Source organism: Flavobacterium oncorhynchi (genome assembly GCF_002217355.1).
Taxonomy (GTDB): domain Bacteria; phylum Bacteroidota; class Bacteroidia; order Flavobacteriales; family Flavobacteriaceae; genus Flavobacterium; species Flavobacterium oncorhynchi.
Map to the genome: position 1 here is coordinate 1 of NZ_MUHA01000026.1, position 15,443 is coordinate 15,443.

19 protein-coding genes are annotated in these 15,443 nt (G+C 31.8%); 12 read left to right on the forward strand and 7 right to left on the reverse strand.

Going from position 1 to position 15,443, the window contains the following annotated elements:
* Nucleotides 1-285: 285 nt before the first annotated feature.
* The gene (gene rplS, locus B0A75_RS16690) at nt 286-636 is read right to left on the reverse strand and encodes a 50S ribosomal protein L19 (RefSeq protein WP_089055403.1); all 351 of its coding nucleotides are present in this window, start codon (nt 634-636) and stop codon (nt 286-288) included.
* Nucleotides 637-812: 176 nt separating this feature from the next.
* A complete protein-coding gene (trmD, locus tag B0A75_RS16695; RefSeq protein WP_089055404.1) occupies nt 813-1,487 on the reverse strand; it encodes a tRNA (guanosine(37)-N1)-methyltransferase TrmD in 675 nt (224 codons plus the stop codon).
* A 227-nt stretch (nt 1,488-1,714) separates the two neighbouring features.
* Here trmD and B0A75_RS16700 point away from each other — a divergent pair, with 227 nt between their 5' ends.
* From B0A75_RS16700 to B0A75_RS16735, 8 genes are all read left to right on the forward strand, one after another.
* Nucleotides 1,715-2,041: a hypothetical protein gene (locus B0A75_RS16700; RefSeq protein WP_089055405.1), complete on the forward strand. Its 327-nt coding sequence runs from the start codon at nt 1,715-1,717 to the stop codon at nt 2,039-2,041.
* Between the two features lie 130 nt (nt 2,042-2,171).
* Nucleotides 2,172-2,633, forward strand: a complete 462-nt coding sequence (locus B0A75_RS16705) for a nuclear transport factor 2 family protein (protein ID WP_208861282.1) — start codon at nt 2,172-2,174, stop codon at nt 2,631-2,633.
* A gap of 120 nt (nt 2,634-2,753) precedes the next feature.
* Nucleotides 2,754-3,629, forward strand: a complete 876-nt coding sequence (locus B0A75_RS16710) for a sugar phosphate isomerase/epimerase family protein (RefSeq protein ID WP_089055406.1) — start codon at nt 2,754-2,756, stop codon at nt 3,627-3,629.
* 14 nt (nt 3,630-3,643) lie between these two features.
* The gene (locus B0A75_RS16715) at nt 3,644-4,549 is read left to right on the forward strand and encodes an archaemetzincin family Zn-dependent metalloprotease (protein WP_089055407.1); all 906 of its coding nucleotides are present in this window, start codon (nt 3,644-3,646) and stop codon (nt 4,547-4,549) included.
* A gap of 12 nt (nt 4,550-4,561) precedes the next feature.
* A complete protein-coding gene (locus B0A75_RS16720; protein WP_089055408.1) occupies nt 4,562-4,906 on the forward strand; it encodes a cupin domain-containing protein in 345 nt (114 codons plus the stop codon).
* Nucleotides 4,907-5,021: 115 nt separating this feature from the next.
* Nucleotides 5,022-6,203, forward strand: a complete 1,182-nt coding sequence (locus tag B0A75_RS16725; protein ID WP_089055409.1) for an MFS transporter — start codon at nt 5,022-5,024, stop codon at nt 6,201-6,203.
* A gap of 46 nt (nt 6,204-6,249) precedes the next feature.
* Nucleotides 6,250-7,182: a peptidylprolyl isomerase gene (locus tag B0A75_RS16730; protein ID WP_089055410.1), complete on the forward strand. Its 933-nt coding sequence runs from the start codon at nt 6,250-6,252 to the stop codon at nt 7,180-7,182.
* Between the two features lie 94 nt (nt 7,183-7,276).
* Nucleotides 7,277-7,588 carry a cytochrome c gene (locus B0A75_RS16735; RefSeq protein ID WP_089055411.1) on the forward strand — a complete coding sequence of 104 codons (312 nt, stop codon included), beginning with the start codon at nt 7,277-7,279 and terminating at the stop codon, nt 7,586-7,588.
* Nucleotides 7,589-7,699: 111 nt separating this feature from the next.
* On the opposite strand, the gene B0A75_RS16740 is transcribed toward B0A75_RS16735, so the two are convergent.
* Nucleotides 7,700-8,095, reverse strand: a complete 396-nt coding sequence (locus tag B0A75_RS16740) for a GreA/GreB family elongation factor (protein WP_089055412.1) — start codon at nt 8,093-8,095, stop codon at nt 7,700-7,702.
* A 413-nt stretch (nt 8,096-8,508) separates the two neighbouring features.
* Nucleotides 8,509-9,063 carry a thioredoxin family protein gene (locus B0A75_RS16745; protein ID WP_089055413.1) on the reverse strand — a complete coding sequence of 185 codons (555 nt, stop codon included), beginning with the start codon at nt 9,061-9,063 and terminating at the stop codon, nt 8,509-8,511.
* A gap of 173 nt (nt 9,064-9,236) precedes the next feature.
* Between B0A75_RS16745 and B0A75_RS16750 the strand changes: the two genes are divergently transcribed.
* On the forward strand, nt 9,237-9,572 hold the full coding sequence (locus B0A75_RS16750; protein WP_089055414.1) for a tRNA-binding protein: 336 nt from the start codon (nt 9,237-9,239) through the stop codon (nt 9,570-9,572).
* A 73-nt stretch (nt 9,573-9,645) separates the two neighbouring features.
* Here B0A75_RS16750 and B0A75_RS16755 read toward each other — a convergent pair whose 3' ends face one another.
* The 3 genes from B0A75_RS16755 to B0A75_RS16765 form a co-directional block, all read right to left on the reverse strand.
* Nucleotides 9,646-10,194 (reverse strand): RBBP9/YdeN family alpha/beta hydrolase, encoded by a 549-nt coding sequence (locus tag B0A75_RS16755; protein WP_089055415.1) that lies wholly within the window; start codon nt 10,192-10,194, stop codon nt 9,646-9,648.
* A 147-nt stretch (nt 10,195-10,341) separates the two neighbouring features.
* The gene (locus B0A75_RS16760) at nt 10,342-10,710 is read right to left on the reverse strand and encodes a PUR family DNA/RNA-binding protein (RefSeq protein WP_078227816.1); all 369 of its coding nucleotides are present in this window, start codon (nt 10,708-10,710) and stop codon (nt 10,342-10,344) included.
* A gap of 69 nt (nt 10,711-10,779) precedes the next feature.
* A complete protein-coding gene (locus tag B0A75_RS16765; protein WP_089055416.1) occupies nt 10,780-12,558 on the reverse strand; it encodes an ABC transporter ATP-binding protein in 1,779 nt (592 codons plus the stop codon).
* Nucleotides 12,559-12,761: 203 nt separating this feature from the next.
* Here B0A75_RS16765 and B0A75_RS16770 point away from each other — a divergent pair, with 203 nt between their 5' ends.
* The 3 genes from B0A75_RS16770 to yajC all read left to right on the forward strand — a co-directional run bounded on the left by B0A75_RS16770 (nt 12,762) and on the right by yajC (nt 15,317).
* On the forward strand, nt 12,762-13,868 hold the full coding sequence (locus B0A75_RS16770; RefSeq protein WP_089055417.1) for a Glu/Leu/Phe/Val family dehydrogenase: 1,107 nt from the start codon (nt 12,762-12,764) through the stop codon (nt 13,866-13,868).
* A gap of 192 nt (nt 13,869-14,060) precedes the next feature.
* A complete protein-coding gene (gene nusB / locus B0A75_RS16775; protein WP_089055464.1) occupies nt 14,061-14,972 on the forward strand; it encodes a transcription antitermination factor NusB in 912 nt (303 codons plus the stop codon).
* A 69-nt stretch (nt 14,973-15,041) separates the two neighbouring features.
* A complete protein-coding gene (yajC, locus tag B0A75_RS16780; protein WP_089055418.1) occupies nt 15,042-15,317 on the forward strand; it encodes a preprotein translocase subunit YajC in 276 nt (91 codons plus the stop codon).
* Nucleotides 15,318-15,443: the final 126 nt, after the last annotated feature.

The window sequence follows — 15,443 nt, forward strand, 5'->3', positions numbered from 1 at the left end:
CATTTTTTTTTTTTTTTTTATAATCGTGTCGTCAAAGAATGGCGATGTGAATGATATAGTCGGCTCAAAATGAGCGGAGCAAATATAATAAAAACAGTCCGAAAACGGTATAGTTTTACCGAGAAATACTGGAATTATCAGATTGCTAATTCGCACACGTTAAATTGCCAAATCGATGATTTTGATATTAAAAAATTGCGGTTTTATTATTTCGGAAATTTGGGCCAAAAAAAAACTCGTTTCAAATGATATGAAACGAGTTTTTTATAACAATTAGATAAATGATTATCTTCTTTTATCTTTAATCTTAGCTTTTTTACCAGTAAGTTCTCTGAAGTAGAAAATTCTAGCTCTACGAACAGAACCTTTCTTGTTGATTTCGATTTTTTGTAAAGCTGGTAAGTTTACTGGGAAGATACGCTCAACTCCAATAGCTCCAGACATTTTACGAATCGTGAAAGTTTCTGTGTTACCAGAACCTCTTCTTTGAATAACAACTCCTTTAAAAAACTGAGTTCTTGTTTTTTCACCCTCTTTAATTTCGTAGAATACTGTAATAGTATCTCCAGCTCCAAATTCAGGGAAATCTTTTCTAGCAACGAATTCGTCTTGAACGAATTTTAATAAATCTGCCATGATAATTTTATTATTATAGTTTTATTTAGAGTAACATTCACGGATCTCGCCAGAGGTTAGTCCAATTCGGGTGCAAATGTAAGTAAAAAAAATAAAATTCCAATAAAAATAAATTCCAAATTTCAATTTGTTAACTGTTTGATTAATTGGTGTTTGGAATTTTAAATATTTGAAATTTATTCTAAAAGATCTGGTCTTCTGTTTTTAGTGTGTTCATAAGCCATATCTTCACGCCATTTATCAATTTTGGCAAAATGTCCGCTCGTTAAAACATCAGGAACTTTCCATCCTTTATAATCAGCCGGTCTTGTATAAATGGGCCCCGAAAGTAAATTATCTTGAAAACTGTCTGTTAATGCTGAGGTTTCATCGCTCAAAACTCCTGGAATTAATCGAATTAAAGCATCAGATAAAACTAGAGCACCTAATTCACCACCAGATAAAACATAATCGCCAATAGAAATTTCTTTCGTAATAAAATGATCCCTTACACGCTGATCAACACCTTTGTAATGTCCGCATAAAATGATAATGTTTTCATACATAGACATTTTGTTAGCCATTTTTTGGTTTAATGTTTCACCGTCCGGTGACATATAAATGATTTCATCATACTCACGTTCACTTTTTAAGTGTGTGATACAGTCATCAATTGGCTGTACAGTCATCACCATTCCGGCACCTCCGCCAAAAGGGTAATCATCAACACTTTTTTGTTTGTTGGTTGTATAGTCGCGTAAATTATGAAAATGTACTTCTACTAAACCCTTATCAATAGCACGTTTCATAATCGATGCCTCAAACGGGCTTCTTAATAATTCCGGCAAAATCGTTATAATGTCAATTCGCATTGTTTTTCTTCAAAAGTTTTGCTGCAAAGATACAAAGTTAATATTTGAAGTTTTAATGATTTAATATTTGAAACATTTATGGGTATTAAATGGAAATATTTGAGCATTAAGAGCGGTTCAAGTTAATGTTTATTTAAACTATTGATAATCTTACGTTCGTTTCTTCTTTTGAGAGAAAGGTTATTTTTATAAAGCAATATATGAAGTAATAAGCCAAAATATAAAAGATGAAAAAATATCTATTGTTAATCACGATCGTAATTCTTGCCTCTTGCTCAAGCTCGAAAAATACTTTAGACGGTTTAACGGGCAAAACGAGGCATAGTCTCATTAAAAGCTGGGGTTTTCCTATTCGAACTGTTAACAATTCTCAAGGGCAGATATTGGTTTACGCAGATCAAGTTTATAAAAATTCTAATAATACAGAATCGAGAATTGCTGGACCGAGTTATTGGAATTATACCTATATATACATTGATTTTGAAGGAAAAGTGTATTCGTATAAAAATGAAAAGCAGAATTATCCTCCTCAGCAAATCGTTTTTACGAATTAATTTTAATACAGTCTTTTTTTTTGTTTAGTAGTTTGTAATCAATGGGATAAGGTTGTCTTTTTTGTTGTTTCTTTAAGTGAATTATTGTTAAATTTAACTACTTTTATTGAAGCTTAAAAATCAATAATAGATGAAAAATGGAATAATAATACTTGCTGTAATTTTTGTACTTGCTTCCTGTAACAACCAAAATCAATCAAAACCAATGGATACCACACAAAACGAAAAAGTAATAAAGCAATATTTTGAATATTTCAATAGCCATAATTGGAAAAAAATGGCTGAAATGTATACCGAAACAGCCGATTTTAAAGATCCATCATTAGGACAAGGAATTGTAAAGCAAACTCGCAAACAAATTCAGGAAAAATATGCAGCATTAAATGAAGTTTTTCCAGATTTAAAAGACAGTATTGTTCAAATATATCCCTCTGGAGAGAAACATATAATTGTTGAGTTTGTTTCAACTGGTACTGCGCCTGATAATTCAAAGTTTGAACTGCCAATCTGTACTATTTTTACAATCGAAAATGGAATGATTACAAAAGATTTTACTTATTTCGATAACTTTGAAGAAGAAGACTCAAAGTAAAATAGAGTAAGGAAAAAAGGAGAAATCATAAATAAAGAGATTACAATTGCTCTAGAAGACTTTATTCGTGATTTTGAAAATCAATTTGTGTAGTTTTAAGTTTTACTTTTTCTTATAAAGATGGTAACAAGAAGAAATTTTATAATAAACAGCAGTTTGGCAGGAGCGGCAGTTTTAGTTTTGCCGTCATTAGCATTTAGTATGGAAAAAAAAGAAATTGGCTTGCAGTTATATACACTGCGTGAGGAACTTCCAAAAGATGTAAAATCAACTTTAAAGAAAGTATCAGATTCTGGTTATTCTATTGTTGAAACTTACGGATTTTCAATCAAAGATCAGTTTTGGGGATTAACTCCTTCAGAATTGAAAAAGATTTTGGATAAAAATGATTTGAAAGCCGTCAGCGGTCATTATAATTTAGGGAGTTTTCTTTATGATGGAAATAAAGAAGAATTGGTTGCTGCTATTAAGGCAGCAAAAGTTTTAAAAAGTGATTTCTTAACGGTTCCATGGATTGATGAAGCGTATAGAAAAAATAGTGATGATTATAAAAAGATTGCCGCACGTTTGAATGAAGCTGCCAAAATGTGTAAACAAGAAGGATTGAAATTTGCGTATCATAATCACGATTTTGAGTTTCAAAAACTAGAAAACGGTGCTACAGGTTATGATATTTTGCTAAAGGAAACAGAAAAAGATTTAGTGTTTTTTGAATTAGATTTATACTGGGTTGCTCGCTCAGGCAACAATCCTCTTGAGTTGTTTGCTGCAAATCCGTGGCGTTTTAAAATGTGGCATGTAAAAGATATGGACAAAGAAAACCAGAGTTTGAATGCTGAAATTGGTTCTGGATCTATTGATTTTAAACCTATTTTCAAGCAGCGAAAAATATCAGGAATGACGTATTTTTTTGTAGAACAGGAGAATAATTATATCCCCAATACTATTGATTCAATTAAAACCAGCTGCGATTTTATTTCAAAAAACTTAATCTGAATAAGTAAGAATTTATGAAGAAACTTGTTTTGTTGGTGTTTGTAATTTTTTGTTCTTGTCATTCGAATAAGAAAGAAGAAAATAATTCAAAGTCACAGTTAAAAGTCCAGCAAATTTTACCGCCTCAACCTTATTTTGTAGCAATTAAAGTTAATGATGTTAAGCTTGAGGAACCAGTTTTTGGAGATTGGTTGTTTTCTCATAAAGAGAAAGGACAAAGTTTTGAACAATTTGTTCGGACTAAACATGTTGTTCCAACAAAAGAAGAGGATATTATCTATTTAAAACCAATTGGAAAATTTAATTCTTCACAATTAAAGCAAATTGAATTGGTTCGTCAATACTTACAAATATTCTTTCAGCTTGAAACCAAGGTTTTGGAAACGGTTTCAAATGATATTATTCCAAATCATGCTAGACGAATTGGTGATGTCGGACAAGAACAATTTTTAGCAGGATATATTTTGACAGATGTTTTAAAAGAAGGAAGTCCTGATAAAAGAATTGCATTAATGGCAATAACTGAAAAGGATTTGTATCCAAAACCAGAATGGAATTATGTTTTTGGTCTGGCATCTTACAGAGATAAAATTGCAGTAAGTTCTATTTACAGAATGCAGAAAGAGGCTGATTTTAATTTATGCTTAGATCGATTGCTGAAAATTTGTTCGCATGAGATTGGGCATATGTTTGGTTTGCATCATTGTATTGAAGTAAATTGCGTCATGAATGGAACCAATAGTATGATAGAAACAGATAGACATTCTATTAGATTATGTTCTCTTTGTCAAAGAAAATTATATTCGGGGTTTCAGTATGATAATATAAAAAGGTTAAATGAATTAGAAAAGTATTTTAGGGAAAACAATTTAGTTGAAGGATTACAGTTAATAAGAAAAGACCTTAAAAGTATTCAATAAAAATAAAATAGTATGAGTTTCGGAACAAGCAAAGAGTTTATTAAAGGAGATGAAATAGAATGGGAAGTAGTAGGCGAAGGAATCAAACGTAAAATATTAGCTTTTGATGATCGCGTTATGCTTGTTAATGTACATTTTGAAAAAGGAGGAATTGGTGTCTTGCATGAACATTATCATTCTCAAGTTACTTACGTTTCAAGCGGTAAATTTGATGTTACAATAAGCGGTGTCACACAGACTTTGAAAGAAGGAGATAGTTTTTACATTCCGCCTCATGCTATTCATGGTGTTGTTTGCTTAGAAAGCGGGCTTTTAACGGATGTTTTTAGTCCAATGCGTGAAGATTTTATGAAATAAAACAGTTTTCAGATACTGCATAATTGGTATAAAAAGGCTTGGTTTTAATGGAGACTTTAGAAATTTTATATTTTTTTTAAAGTTTTGGTTCCAATTAGAATAGTATTTTTGCAAAATGAATTTATCCAAAACGAATGTCCTTTTTATGGCAGTTTGCACTGGTCTTATCGTTGCAAATCTTTATTACTGCCAGCCTTTAATTGTTTTAATTGCCAACGAATTTAAAATTCCAGAAGCCAGCGCTGGAACTATAACGTATTTAACTCAGGCGGGTTACGCTATTGGGTTGTTTTTTATGGTGCCGCTTGGCGATAAACTAGAACGTAAAAAACAAATTTTAATAACCACTTTTGCTTCTGTAATAGCATTACTTATTGCAGCAGTGGCCAAAAGCTTTTTGGTTTTACAAATTGCGTCTTTACTAATTGGGATTACATCAATTGTACCACAGTTAATTTTACCCTTGGCAGCTTCATTGAGCACGCCCGAACAAAGAGGAAAAGTAATTGGAACCATTATGAGCGGTTTGTTAGTAGGAATTCTTCTTTCTAGAACTCTAAGTGGTTTTATCGGTCAGATTTTAGGTTGGAGATCCATGTTTTATATCGCAGCCGGAATTTGTCTTTTGATCTTTTTTGTCATCCAAAGTAAATTTCCTGTGAATAAACCTCAGTTTAAAGGTACTTATGGCGAGTTGATAAAATCTTTGTTTACGCTTATAAAAACACAGCCCGTTTTGCGTGAAGCTACACTAATTAATGTTTTTAGCTTTGCCCAGTTTGGTGCATTTTGGACTACTATGGTTTTATTGCTTTCAGGAGAACCGTTTCATTTTAATAGCGCGACAATTGGTTTATTTGGTATAGTTGGTGCTTCTGGAGCATTGGCAGCGCCTTTGGTTGGTAAAATAGGAGACAAAGGAAATTCTAGAATTGCAGTTGGCTATGGATGTTTATTGATTTTAATAAGCTTTTTGATTTTCTATTTTTCTATAGAAAGTGTAATCGGAATTGCGATTGGAATTGTGTTTATTGATATTGGAATTCAAGGAGTACACATTTCAAACCAAACCAGAGTTTATTCTCTATTACCCGAAGCCAGAAACAGATTGAATACCGTATTTATGTCATTTAGTTTTCTAGGAACCGCTGCGGGATCTGCATACGGATTATTGTTGTGGAAATTCGGCGGATGGCACGCTGTGGCAATTGGCTGTATGGTATTGTCATTATTGGCATTAACCGTTTACGGACTTACTTATAAATCAAAATCTAAAAAAATAGAAAGCACAAATTGATAAAAAATTAATTTGTAAATTTGCAATCAAATTAAAAATAACAACAATGGAAAACGGAATATACGCTAAATTTAACACTAGTAAAGGTGCGATTTTAGTAAAACTAACACACGATTTAACACCAGGAACCGTAGGGAATTTTGTAGCTCTTGCAGAAGGAAATATGGAGAATAAAGTAAAACCTCAAGGACAAAAATTTTATGACGGATTAAACTTTCATAGAGTAATTCCTGATTTCATGATTCAAGGTGGATGCCCTAAAGGAACTGGAACTGGAGATCCAGGTTATAAATTTGATGATGAGTTTGTATCAAGCTTAAAACACGATCGTCCAGGAGTTTTGTCTATGGCAAATTCTGGTCCAGGAAGTAATGGTTCTCAGTTTTTTATCACTCACGTTCCAACTCCTTGGTTAGACGGGAAACATACTGTTTTTGGTCATGTTATCGAAGGACAAGATGTAGTTGATGCTGTTGCTCAAGGTGACGGACTTGAAACTTTAGAAATTATTAGAGTTGGTGAAGAAGCTCAAAAATGGAACGCAATTGAAGCTTTTATTGGTTTAAAAGGTGCTCGTTTGAAACGTGAAGCAGCTTTAAAAGCAGAATCTGAAGCAAAAATGGAGCAATTAGCTGCTGGTTTTGATAAAACAGAAAGCGGTTTACGTTACAAAATGATCCAAAAAGGTGACGGTAAACAAGCTGAAGCTGGAAAAACAGTTTCTGTTCACTATGAAGGATCTTTAGAAAACGGAAAAGTTTTTGATTCATCTTACCCACGTAAAAAACCAATCGAATTTAGATTAGGTCAAGGTCAAGTTATTGAAGGATGGGATGAAGGTATTGCTTTATTACAAGTTGGAGACAAAGCTCGTTTTGTAATTCCTTCTGATTTAGCTTACGGACCATCAGGTGCAGGAGGAGTAATTCCGCCAAACGCAACTTTGATTTTTGACGTTGAATTAATGGACGTAAAATAATAAAACTGATAAAGTTTAAATTGATTTTAAATAGAATCCCATTCGCAAGACGAATGGGATTTTTTTTATATTTACTTAAAAATAAATCAAGGCAATGAAAACAAAAATTCTAACTTTAGCAGTTGTAACGTTACTTTTAGCGTCGTGCGGTACAAAAAAAACAACTGCCGCGACAGCAGAAACAACTGCGTCAGCTTCTAAAACGGTAAAAGCCGAATTAACTCCTGAATTAGCAGAGGGTAAAAATTTGTATGATAATAGTTGTGCAAGATGTCACAAATTGTACGAACCAAAAGATTTTACGAAAGAAGATTGGCAGCCAATTTTGGTGCGTATGCAGAAGAAAGCAAAGTTAGATGATGTGAAAATGGCATCAATAACAAATTATATTCATTCGCAATTATAATTTGCTCTTAAGAAATGATAATTAAAACTATTCAGTAAGTCTATTGAATAGTTTTTTTTGTTTTAGATAGATATAAAAAAAACACCGTCACAGAATGAGGTGTTTAAAAAGTTATAAATTATGTACAGCCGTATTGTCTACTGCTATTATTTTTAAAGTCTTTATACCAGCAGGTAATTCCCAATCGACTTCGTCATTTTCTTTAAATCCGATGATAGCAACGCTTAATGGAGCAAGAATCGAAATTTTAGATTGTTTTACGTCTGCAGATGAAGGTAAAACGATCTGAATTTTCATTTGTTTATTCGCCTTTACATCTTCAATTGTAACAAAAGAATTAATTCGGATAACAGAGCTGTCCATTTCGCCTTCCTTGCTGATAACTGCACGATCTAGTTCTTGCGAAAGCTGATTTGCTTCTTTAGTATTTGTTGAGTTTTTACTTTTTAATATCAATTCTCTTAAAAATTGATAATCTGTTTTACAGAATGTGGGTGTTGGTTTCATATATCTATATTTTATTATTATAATTTAAATGTTTGTGTTTTAATTTTGTTCTTCGTTCAGGCTGGTTAGATAATTGTTAATTCAAAAAAAATCAAATTGTAGATTTAGTACAATAAATGCTTTGAAATTGTTGAATTAAAAAAAGCAAAAAATTATTTGAGAGAAGTTACTCTTTCAAATAAAAATAAATATTAAAATGTGGTATAAATCCTCCGCCTGAAAGAAGAAATTGGAATAGACGGAGGCCTAATTAATAAAGGCCTTACTATGTGAAATAAAAACAGCACCAGACAGTTCTCTTCGTAAAGAAAACAGCAGGAGGCAAACTGTAAATATTGTTATAGTGCTCAAAATGAGTATTTGTTTGTTAGAAAGTACAAAGATAGGTAAACTTTTTTAAAGGTGTACACTCTTTATTTCCATTTGATATTACAGCCTATACTTGGTTTTTGAATTGTATTTAAAGAACGATTGTAAATTAAGGCATCAATGGCGCTTCTTAAATCGCTTCCGCTTAACGGAATTCCGTTTCCAGGTCTTGAATCATCAAGCTGTCCTCTGTAAAATAATCGATTTTGGCTGTCGAATAAATAAAAGTCCGGAGTGCAAGCCGCATCATAAGCTTTTGCAATTTCCTGCGTTTCATCAAATAGGTACGGAAAATCAATTTTATTTTTAAAAGCAAATTCGGTCATCATTTCTGGCGAATCTTCAGGATATTTTTCAATATCGTTGCTTGAAATAGCTATTACGCCAAGTCCTTGAACGCGATAATCATTTGCAATCATTACGATTTCTTTGATTACATGAAGAACAAACGGGCAATGATTGCACATAAAAATAACAAGAGTTCCTTTTGATCCTTTTAAATCTTCAAATGAATATTCATTATTAGAATTGGTATCTTTTAGATAAAAATTGGGAGCAATTGTTCCCAAAGGAATCATATTTGAAGGAGTTCGTGCCATTTTATAGAAAATTAGTTCTCAAAAATAGGGTTTAATTTCTGTAAAAAAAAGAGCACAAGAATAATTCTTCTCGAGCTGCTTTCAAGAGTAAATTGAACTCTAAAAAATAGATTGTAGATATAATGATATTATGGACAAAATTTATAGGTTTATAAATAATCAAAAATTAAAAAATGGATTTAACTTGGAACGAATTTGAAAGAACAGATATGAGAGTTGGAACGATCGTAGAGGTAAATGATTTTCCTGAAGCGAGAAAACCTGCGTATCAACTAACGATAGATTTTGGTGCCGAAATTGGCATTAGAAAAGCATCTGCACAAATTACAAAACGCTACCAAAAAGCAGATTTACTAAACAGGCAAATTGTGGCAGTTGTAAACTTTCCTAAAAAACAAATAGGAAAATTTATGAGCGAATGTCTTGTTCTTGGTGCTGTAGGCGAGGAAGGAGATGTTATTTTGTTAGCTCCAGATTTTAAGGTTGAAAACGGGCTTCGTATAGGATAGTGTTTAGTGTTCAGATTTTTAGTGTTCAGTTTTGGATAAGTAAATAATTGAACACTAAAAATCTGAATACTGATTACTTGTTAATATTCGATATCAGCTTTTGTAAAATTGCTTGTCCTTCTTCCCAATATTTTAAATCAGAATCTGAGTTAATATGGCCTTGTCTCCCAACATTTACAAAATCACTTCCCCATTTTTCGGCAAAATACCGCTTTCTTTCAAACAAAGAGTAAGGATCATTTTCACTGGCGACAACTATTGATGGAAATGGTAATTTATAAAGCGGCATTGGCGAAAAATTTCTAATAACATCTGGTGTGTGTTCGGGCGAATCGACATCTGCAGGAGCAACTAGTAATGCGCCTGCGATATTTTTGTTGTTATTTGTTTCTGCCCAGTGTAATACTAAAGAAACGGCTAAACTATGCGCAATCAAAATAGTTGGTTTGTCAAGTTTAGAAACAGCTTCGTTTAAGCGGAATATCCAATCTTCGCGAACAGGTTCGTCCCAATTATCCTGAACTAAACGGATAGAATTTTTAAATTTCTCATGCCAAAAGGTCTGCCAATGTTTGTCTCCTGAGTTTCCCAAGCCTGGTAATATTAATAGTTGTATTTCCATTTCGTGGAATTTTTATATATTAAAATGGTTAGTTTAAAAGTTTGTGTCTAGTTTTATCTCGACTAAACTTATAGAGTTTAAATATATAAAAAAAGTCCAAAATGTTTAGCATTTTGGACTTGTACTTTTTAAAAAGTTATATTGGGACTAAATATCGTCAAAATCGATATCTGTAAAGCTAGATCTTTGTCCTTCAGGTTTATCAGAACTGTATTCTTTTTTAAAATCTTTTTGGTGTCTTTCAGAAATTACTTCTTCGCCTTTGTGGTTCAAAACGTATGAAGTCATTTCTTCTAATATTTCGGCAAAAGCACTAAAATCTTCTTTGTATAAATAAATTTTGTGTTTTTTAAAATGAAAAGAACCATCTTCTTCAGTAAATTTTTTACTCTCAGTAATTGTGATATAATAATCGTCAGCTTTAGTAGCTCTCACATCAAAGAAATAAGTTCTTCTTCCTGCTCGTAATACTTTAGAAAAAATCTCTTCTTTTTCTAACATGTCATTTTCTCTCATAATACGTTCTATCATTTTTTGGAATTAATAGTACTCAAAAATCATAAAAAATTATCTATTACGCAACAATTAAAGTAATTCTTTTTCCGAAAGTTGTTTTAAATATAACGATGAATAATAGCCTTCCTGATTTATTAATTGATTATGAGAGCCTTGTTGAATGATTTTACCATCTTCTAAAATTATAATTTTATCAGCATTCTTTGCAGAGGAAACTCGATGGCTTACTATTATTGTAGTTTTATCTTTACAAATTTCAAAAAGGTTATTTAAGATTGTTTCTTCTGTTTCGGTATCTACTGCAGATAAACAATCGTCAAAAAGTAAAATGGCTGGATTTTTTATAATTGCCCTTGCAATCGATACACGTTGTTTTTGTCCGCCTGAAAGCGTTATGCCTCTTTCGCCTAAAATAGTGTCGTATTGTTTGTTGAAAGCGGCAATATTATCATGTACAACGGCACTTTTGGCGGCTTCAATCACTTCTTCATCTGTTGCATTTTGATTGCCAAATTTGATGTTATTTTTAATTGTGTCTGAAAATAAGAATGCGTCTTGAGGAACAATTCCAATATTATTTCGCAAATCATTTAAGTTTAAAGTACTGATTTCATTTCCGTCAATCGTTATTCTTCCATCAGTAACATCATATAAACGAGAGATCAAAGATAAGATAGTCGATTTTCCAGAACCAGTTTTTCCTAAAATGGCTAATGTTTCTCCTTTTTTTACTGTAAAAGTGACATTTTTTAAAGCTTCAATATTAGTGTCATCATAAGTAAAGCTTACATTTTCAAAAGCAATTGAACCTTGAATATCAGATGAGTTTGAATTGTTGTTTTTGATTTCTGGCTCGATTTTCAAAAATTCATTTAGACGCTTTTGAGATGCTTCGGCTTCTTGAACCATAGATGAAACCCATCCTAATGAAGCAACAGGCCACGTAAGCATATTTACATAAAGTATAAATTCGGCAATAGTTCCAATATTCGGAATTGTTCCGTTAATATACATGACGCCTCCAAAATAAATTACTACTAAATTACTGATTCCGATAAGCGCAATCATTAAAGGACCAAATAACGATTGAACTCTTGCTAGACTTAAGCTTTTGCGTTTGCTCTCTTCTGCAAGATCAATCATGTTGTTTTGATGTTGATTTTCTAAGGAATATGCTTTTATAACTCTAATTCCTGAAAATATTTCCTGCGAAAAACTCGAAACTTTTGATAAGTATTGTTGAAAGGTGGTGCTACGCTTATTGATTTCAGAACTTAGTTTGAAAATACAATAGGATAAAATTGGTAAAGGCAGAATGGTATATAAAGTAAGTAAGGGCGAAACATTATACATATATAGTATAACAATCGCAAAACGAATAAAAGTATTTATAGAATACATTACTGCAGGACCTACATACATACGAACTTTAGAAACGTCTTCGCTGATTCTGTTCATTAAATCTCCCGTTCGGTTTTGCTTATAGAAATTTTGCGAAAGATTTTCGTATTGCTTAAAAACCTCATTTTTCAAATCAAATTCAATATGACGCGACATTACAATCAAAGTCTGACGCATTAAAAAGGTTAAAAAACCTCCAACAATAGCACTCGCCGTGATTAACAGTGCGTTATGAATTAATTCTCGCTGATAGAAATCGACAATGATTGCAGAGTTTCGATCTGTTTCTGATAATTTAAGAAAGCGCTCAATCACGTCAAAACACTTGCTGACTAATTTTGGAGTAAATAAGAAAAATATTTGTGCGATTATGGTGATTAAAATACCTAAAGAAAAACTGTATTTGTACTTAATGAAATATTTGTTTAAATAGCTTAATTCTTTCATTTTTTTAAGAGATTCAATATTGAATTGATTTAATTTTATGAATTATTCTTAATTAAAATTATAATAAAATGCAATTAAATCAGAAATAATATATTGTGTAATTGTTATTATATAGATAAAAAATTAGCACAAGTGTATTTTTTGTTTAAGTTTGAGAAGTCTTTTTGACAAATTCATAATTTTAACTAATTAATACTAGCGCTATGGATGCAGCTTTCGCAACTGGAAAGGAACTTCAAAAAATGGATCCTGTTTTTGGTCAATTATCTTTTGACGATCACGAACAAATTGTATTTTGCAATGACAAAGATACAGGTTTAAAAGCAATTATTGGTATTCATAATTCGGTTATGGGTCCAGCTTTAGGTGGTACTAGAATGTGGAATTACAATACTGAATGGGAAGCGTTAAACGATGTTTTGCGTCTTTCAAGAGGTATGACTTATAAATCGGCTATCACCGGTTTGAATATCGGAGGTGGTAAAGCAGTAATTATTGGTGATGCTAAAACGCAAAAAACACCTGAGTTAATGCGTAAATTTGGTGAGTTTGTTCACTCTTTAAGCGGAAGATATATTACTGCTGAAGATGTTGGAATGGAAACTAAAGATATGGATACAGTAAGAGATGTAACTCCTTACGTAACTGGAATCTCTGAAGAAAGAGGTGGTTCTGGAAATCCTTCTCCTGTAACAGCTTACGGTGTTTATTTAGGAATGAAAGCGGCAGCAAAAAGCCAATTTGGTTCTGATGTTTTAGATGGTAAAAAAGTTTTAGTTCAGGGAATTGGACACGTGGGTGAAACTTTGGTTGAATATTTAACTAAAGAAGGAGCACAGGTAACTATTACTGATATTAACGAAGAAAAATTATATCAGGTTGCTTCAAAATACAATGCGACAATTTATACTGGTGAGGATTTATATACTGCAGATGTTGATATTTATGCGCCATGTGCAATGGGAGCAACTATTAACGATAATACAGTTAATAAAATTAAAGCTAAAGTTATCGCTGGTGCTGCAAACAATCAATTGGCAGACGAGAATGTTCACGGTGCGAGATTACAAGAAAGAGGAATTTTATATGCTCCAGATTTCTTAATCAACGCTGGTGGAATTATCAATGTTTATGCTGAATTAGAGCATTACGGTAAAGCAGAAATTATGGCGAAAACAGAAAATATCTATAATACTACTTTAGAGATTATCGATTATGCTGTGAAAAACGGAATGACTACGCATAAAGCTGCACTTACAATTGCTCAAAATCGTATTGATGCAAGAAAGATTGAAAACAGCGAAAAGTAATAAAAGCTTATTTTAGAATTTAGAGTCTCGGTTTTAGTCGTATTTTTTAAGTAATCTTTAAAATAGGGCTAATAATCGAGACTTTTTTTGTTGATTTAATTTTAATATAAGGATTGAAATTCCTAATTTTGCAGACTAATTTTTAAATGTTCTTACAAGGTGGTAAATAGAAGACACATACGCGTTAAAGTAATGCAGTCCATTTATGCAATGCATCAAAGCGGTTCTGATAATATGGAAAAAGAAGAGAAGTTTCTTTTTTACAGCATTGATAATATTCAGGATTTATATCTTATAATGCTTTCTTCATTAATTGAAATTTGCAAAAAAGAATCTGTTTTTTTACATCTTTCAAGCAAAAAACATCTTGCAACTGCTGCAGAACGTAATCCAAACGAAAAATTTATTAAAAACAAAATTTTTCAACTTCTTGCCGAGAGCAATTCCCTTAGTATCGCTTTGGAAAATCGTAAAATCAACAACTGGACTTTAAACGACGATTATATCATTTTGCTTTTAAATGATATTAAAGCAAGTGATTTGTATAAAAAATACATGAGCAACAATGTTAATACTTTTGAGGAAGACAAACAGTTTATTGCTGATTTATTTGCTGAAGTTATTGTTCCAAATGATAAATTATACGAATATCTTGAAGACGATAAATTAACTTGGGTTGATGATATTCCGGTTGTAAATACACATATCATTAAACAATTAAAAGCAATTAAAACTGAAGATCCAGACGATTTTAGAGTTCCAAAATTGTATAAAGATGTTGAAGATAAGGATTTTGCGAAAGATTTATTTAGAAGAACAGTTTTAAACGAAGCTGTTTTAGCTAAAGAATATGATGATAAAACGCCAAATTGGGACAGTGAAAGGATTGCCGAAATTGATACGATTATCTTAAAAATGGCAATTTGCGAATTCTTGAAATTTCCTTCAATTCCAGTAAAAGTAACTCTTAACGAATATTTAGAAATTGCAAAAGAGTATTCTACACCAAAAAGTAGTATTTTTATCAACGGAATTTTAGATAATCTTGTTAAGGAACTTACAGCCAATAAAAAAATGGTTAAAGTTGGAAGAGGACTAATGTAAAAAGGATAAATTCCAGTTTATAAATTCCAAAAGAAAATATTAATATAAATCAAAAACAGAATTTCAATTATGGGACAATTAACTCAATTTGCGCCATTTCTATTAATGTTTGTGGTAATCTATTTTTTCATGATCAGACCACAGCAAAAAAGAGCAAAAAACGAAAAAGAATTTGAAAGCAGCCTAAAAGTAGGTGATAAAATAATTACAAAAAGCGGTTTCCACGGTAAAGTTGTTGAGCTTGCTGAAACTTCAGTTATCATTGAAACAATGTCTGGAAAATTAAAAATAGAGCGTTCGGCTATTTCTATGGAAATGAGCGCTGCTTTGAATAAAAAGGCTTAATTTTTTAAATTACAATATTTGAAATCCCAAATTCCAAAAGGAGTTTGGGATTTTTTTGTTGTTTTTTTGTCATTTCGACCGAAGGGAGAAATTACACTGGGAATTCCGCAAAGTTTGTCGTCAATC

Excerpts from the sequence above, each read along its gene's own strand:
- rplS (WP_089055403.1), bottom strand. The coding sequence starts at position 636 with ATGGCAGATTTATTAAAATTCGTTCAAGACGAATTCGTTGCTAGAAAA.
- trmD (WP_089055404.1), bottom strand. The coding sequence starts at position 1,487 with ATGCGAATTGACATTATAACGATTTTGCCGGAATTATTAAGAAGCCCG.
- B0A75_RS16700 (WP_089055405.1), top strand. The coding sequence starts at position 1,715 with ATGAAAAAATATCTATTGTTAATCACGATCGTAATTCTTGCCTCTTGC.
- B0A75_RS16705 (WP_208861282.1), top strand. The coding sequence starts at position 2,172 with ATGAAAAATGGAATAATAATACTTGCTGTAATTTTTGTACTTGCTTCC.
- B0A75_RS16710 (WP_089055406.1), top strand. The coding sequence starts at position 2,754 with ATGGTAACAAGAAGAAATTTTATAATAAACAGCAGTTTGGCAGGAGCG.
- B0A75_RS16715 (WP_089055407.1), top strand. The coding sequence starts at position 3,644 with ATGAAGAAACTTGTTTTGTTGGTGTTTGTAATTTTTTGTTCTTGTCAT.
- B0A75_RS16720 (WP_089055408.1), top strand. The coding sequence starts at position 4,562 with ATGAGTTTCGGAACAAGCAAAGAGTTTATTAAAGGAGATGAAATAGAA.
- B0A75_RS16725 (WP_089055409.1), top strand. The coding sequence starts at position 5,022 with ATGAATTTATCCAAAACGAATGTCCTTTTTATGGCAGTTTGCACTGGT.
- B0A75_RS16730 (WP_089055410.1), top strand. The coding sequence starts at position 6,250 with ATGGAAAACGGAATATACGCTAAATTTAACACTAGTAAAGGTGCGATT.
- B0A75_RS16735 (WP_089055411.1), top strand. The coding sequence starts at position 7,277 with ATGAAAACAAAAATTCTAACTTTAGCAGTTGTAACGTTACTTTTAGCG.
- B0A75_RS16740 (WP_089055412.1), bottom strand. The coding sequence starts at position 8,095 with ATGAAACCAACACCCACATTCTGTAAAACAGATTATCAATTTTTAAGA.
- B0A75_RS16745 (WP_089055413.1), bottom strand. The coding sequence starts at position 9,063 with ATGGCACGAACTCCTTCAAATATGATTCCTTTGGGAACAATTGCTCCC.
- B0A75_RS16750 (WP_089055414.1), top strand. The coding sequence starts at position 9,237 with ATGGATTTAACTTGGAACGAATTTGAAAGAACAGATATGAGAGTTGGA.
- B0A75_RS16755 (WP_089055415.1), bottom strand. The coding sequence starts at position 10,194 with ATGGAAATACAACTATTAATATTACCAGGCTTGGGAAACTCAGGAGAC.
- B0A75_RS16760 (WP_078227816.1), bottom strand. The coding sequence starts at position 10,710 with ATGAGAGAAAATGACATGTTAGAAAAAGAAGAGATTTTTTCTAAAGTA.
- B0A75_RS16765 (WP_089055416.1), bottom strand. The coding sequence starts at position 12,558 with ATGAAAGAATTAAGCTATTTAAACAAATATTTCATTAAGTACAAATAC.
- B0A75_RS16770 (WP_089055417.1), top strand. The coding sequence starts at position 12,762 with ATGGATGCAGCTTTCGCAACTGGAAAGGAACTTCAAAAAATGGATCCT.
- nusB (WP_089055464.1), top strand. The coding sequence starts at position 14,061 with ATGCAGTCCATTTATGCAATGCATCAAAGCGGTTCTGATAATATGGAA.
- yajC (WP_089055418.1), top strand. The coding sequence starts at position 15,042 with ATGGGACAATTAACTCAATTTGCGCCATTTCTATTAATGTTTGTGGTA.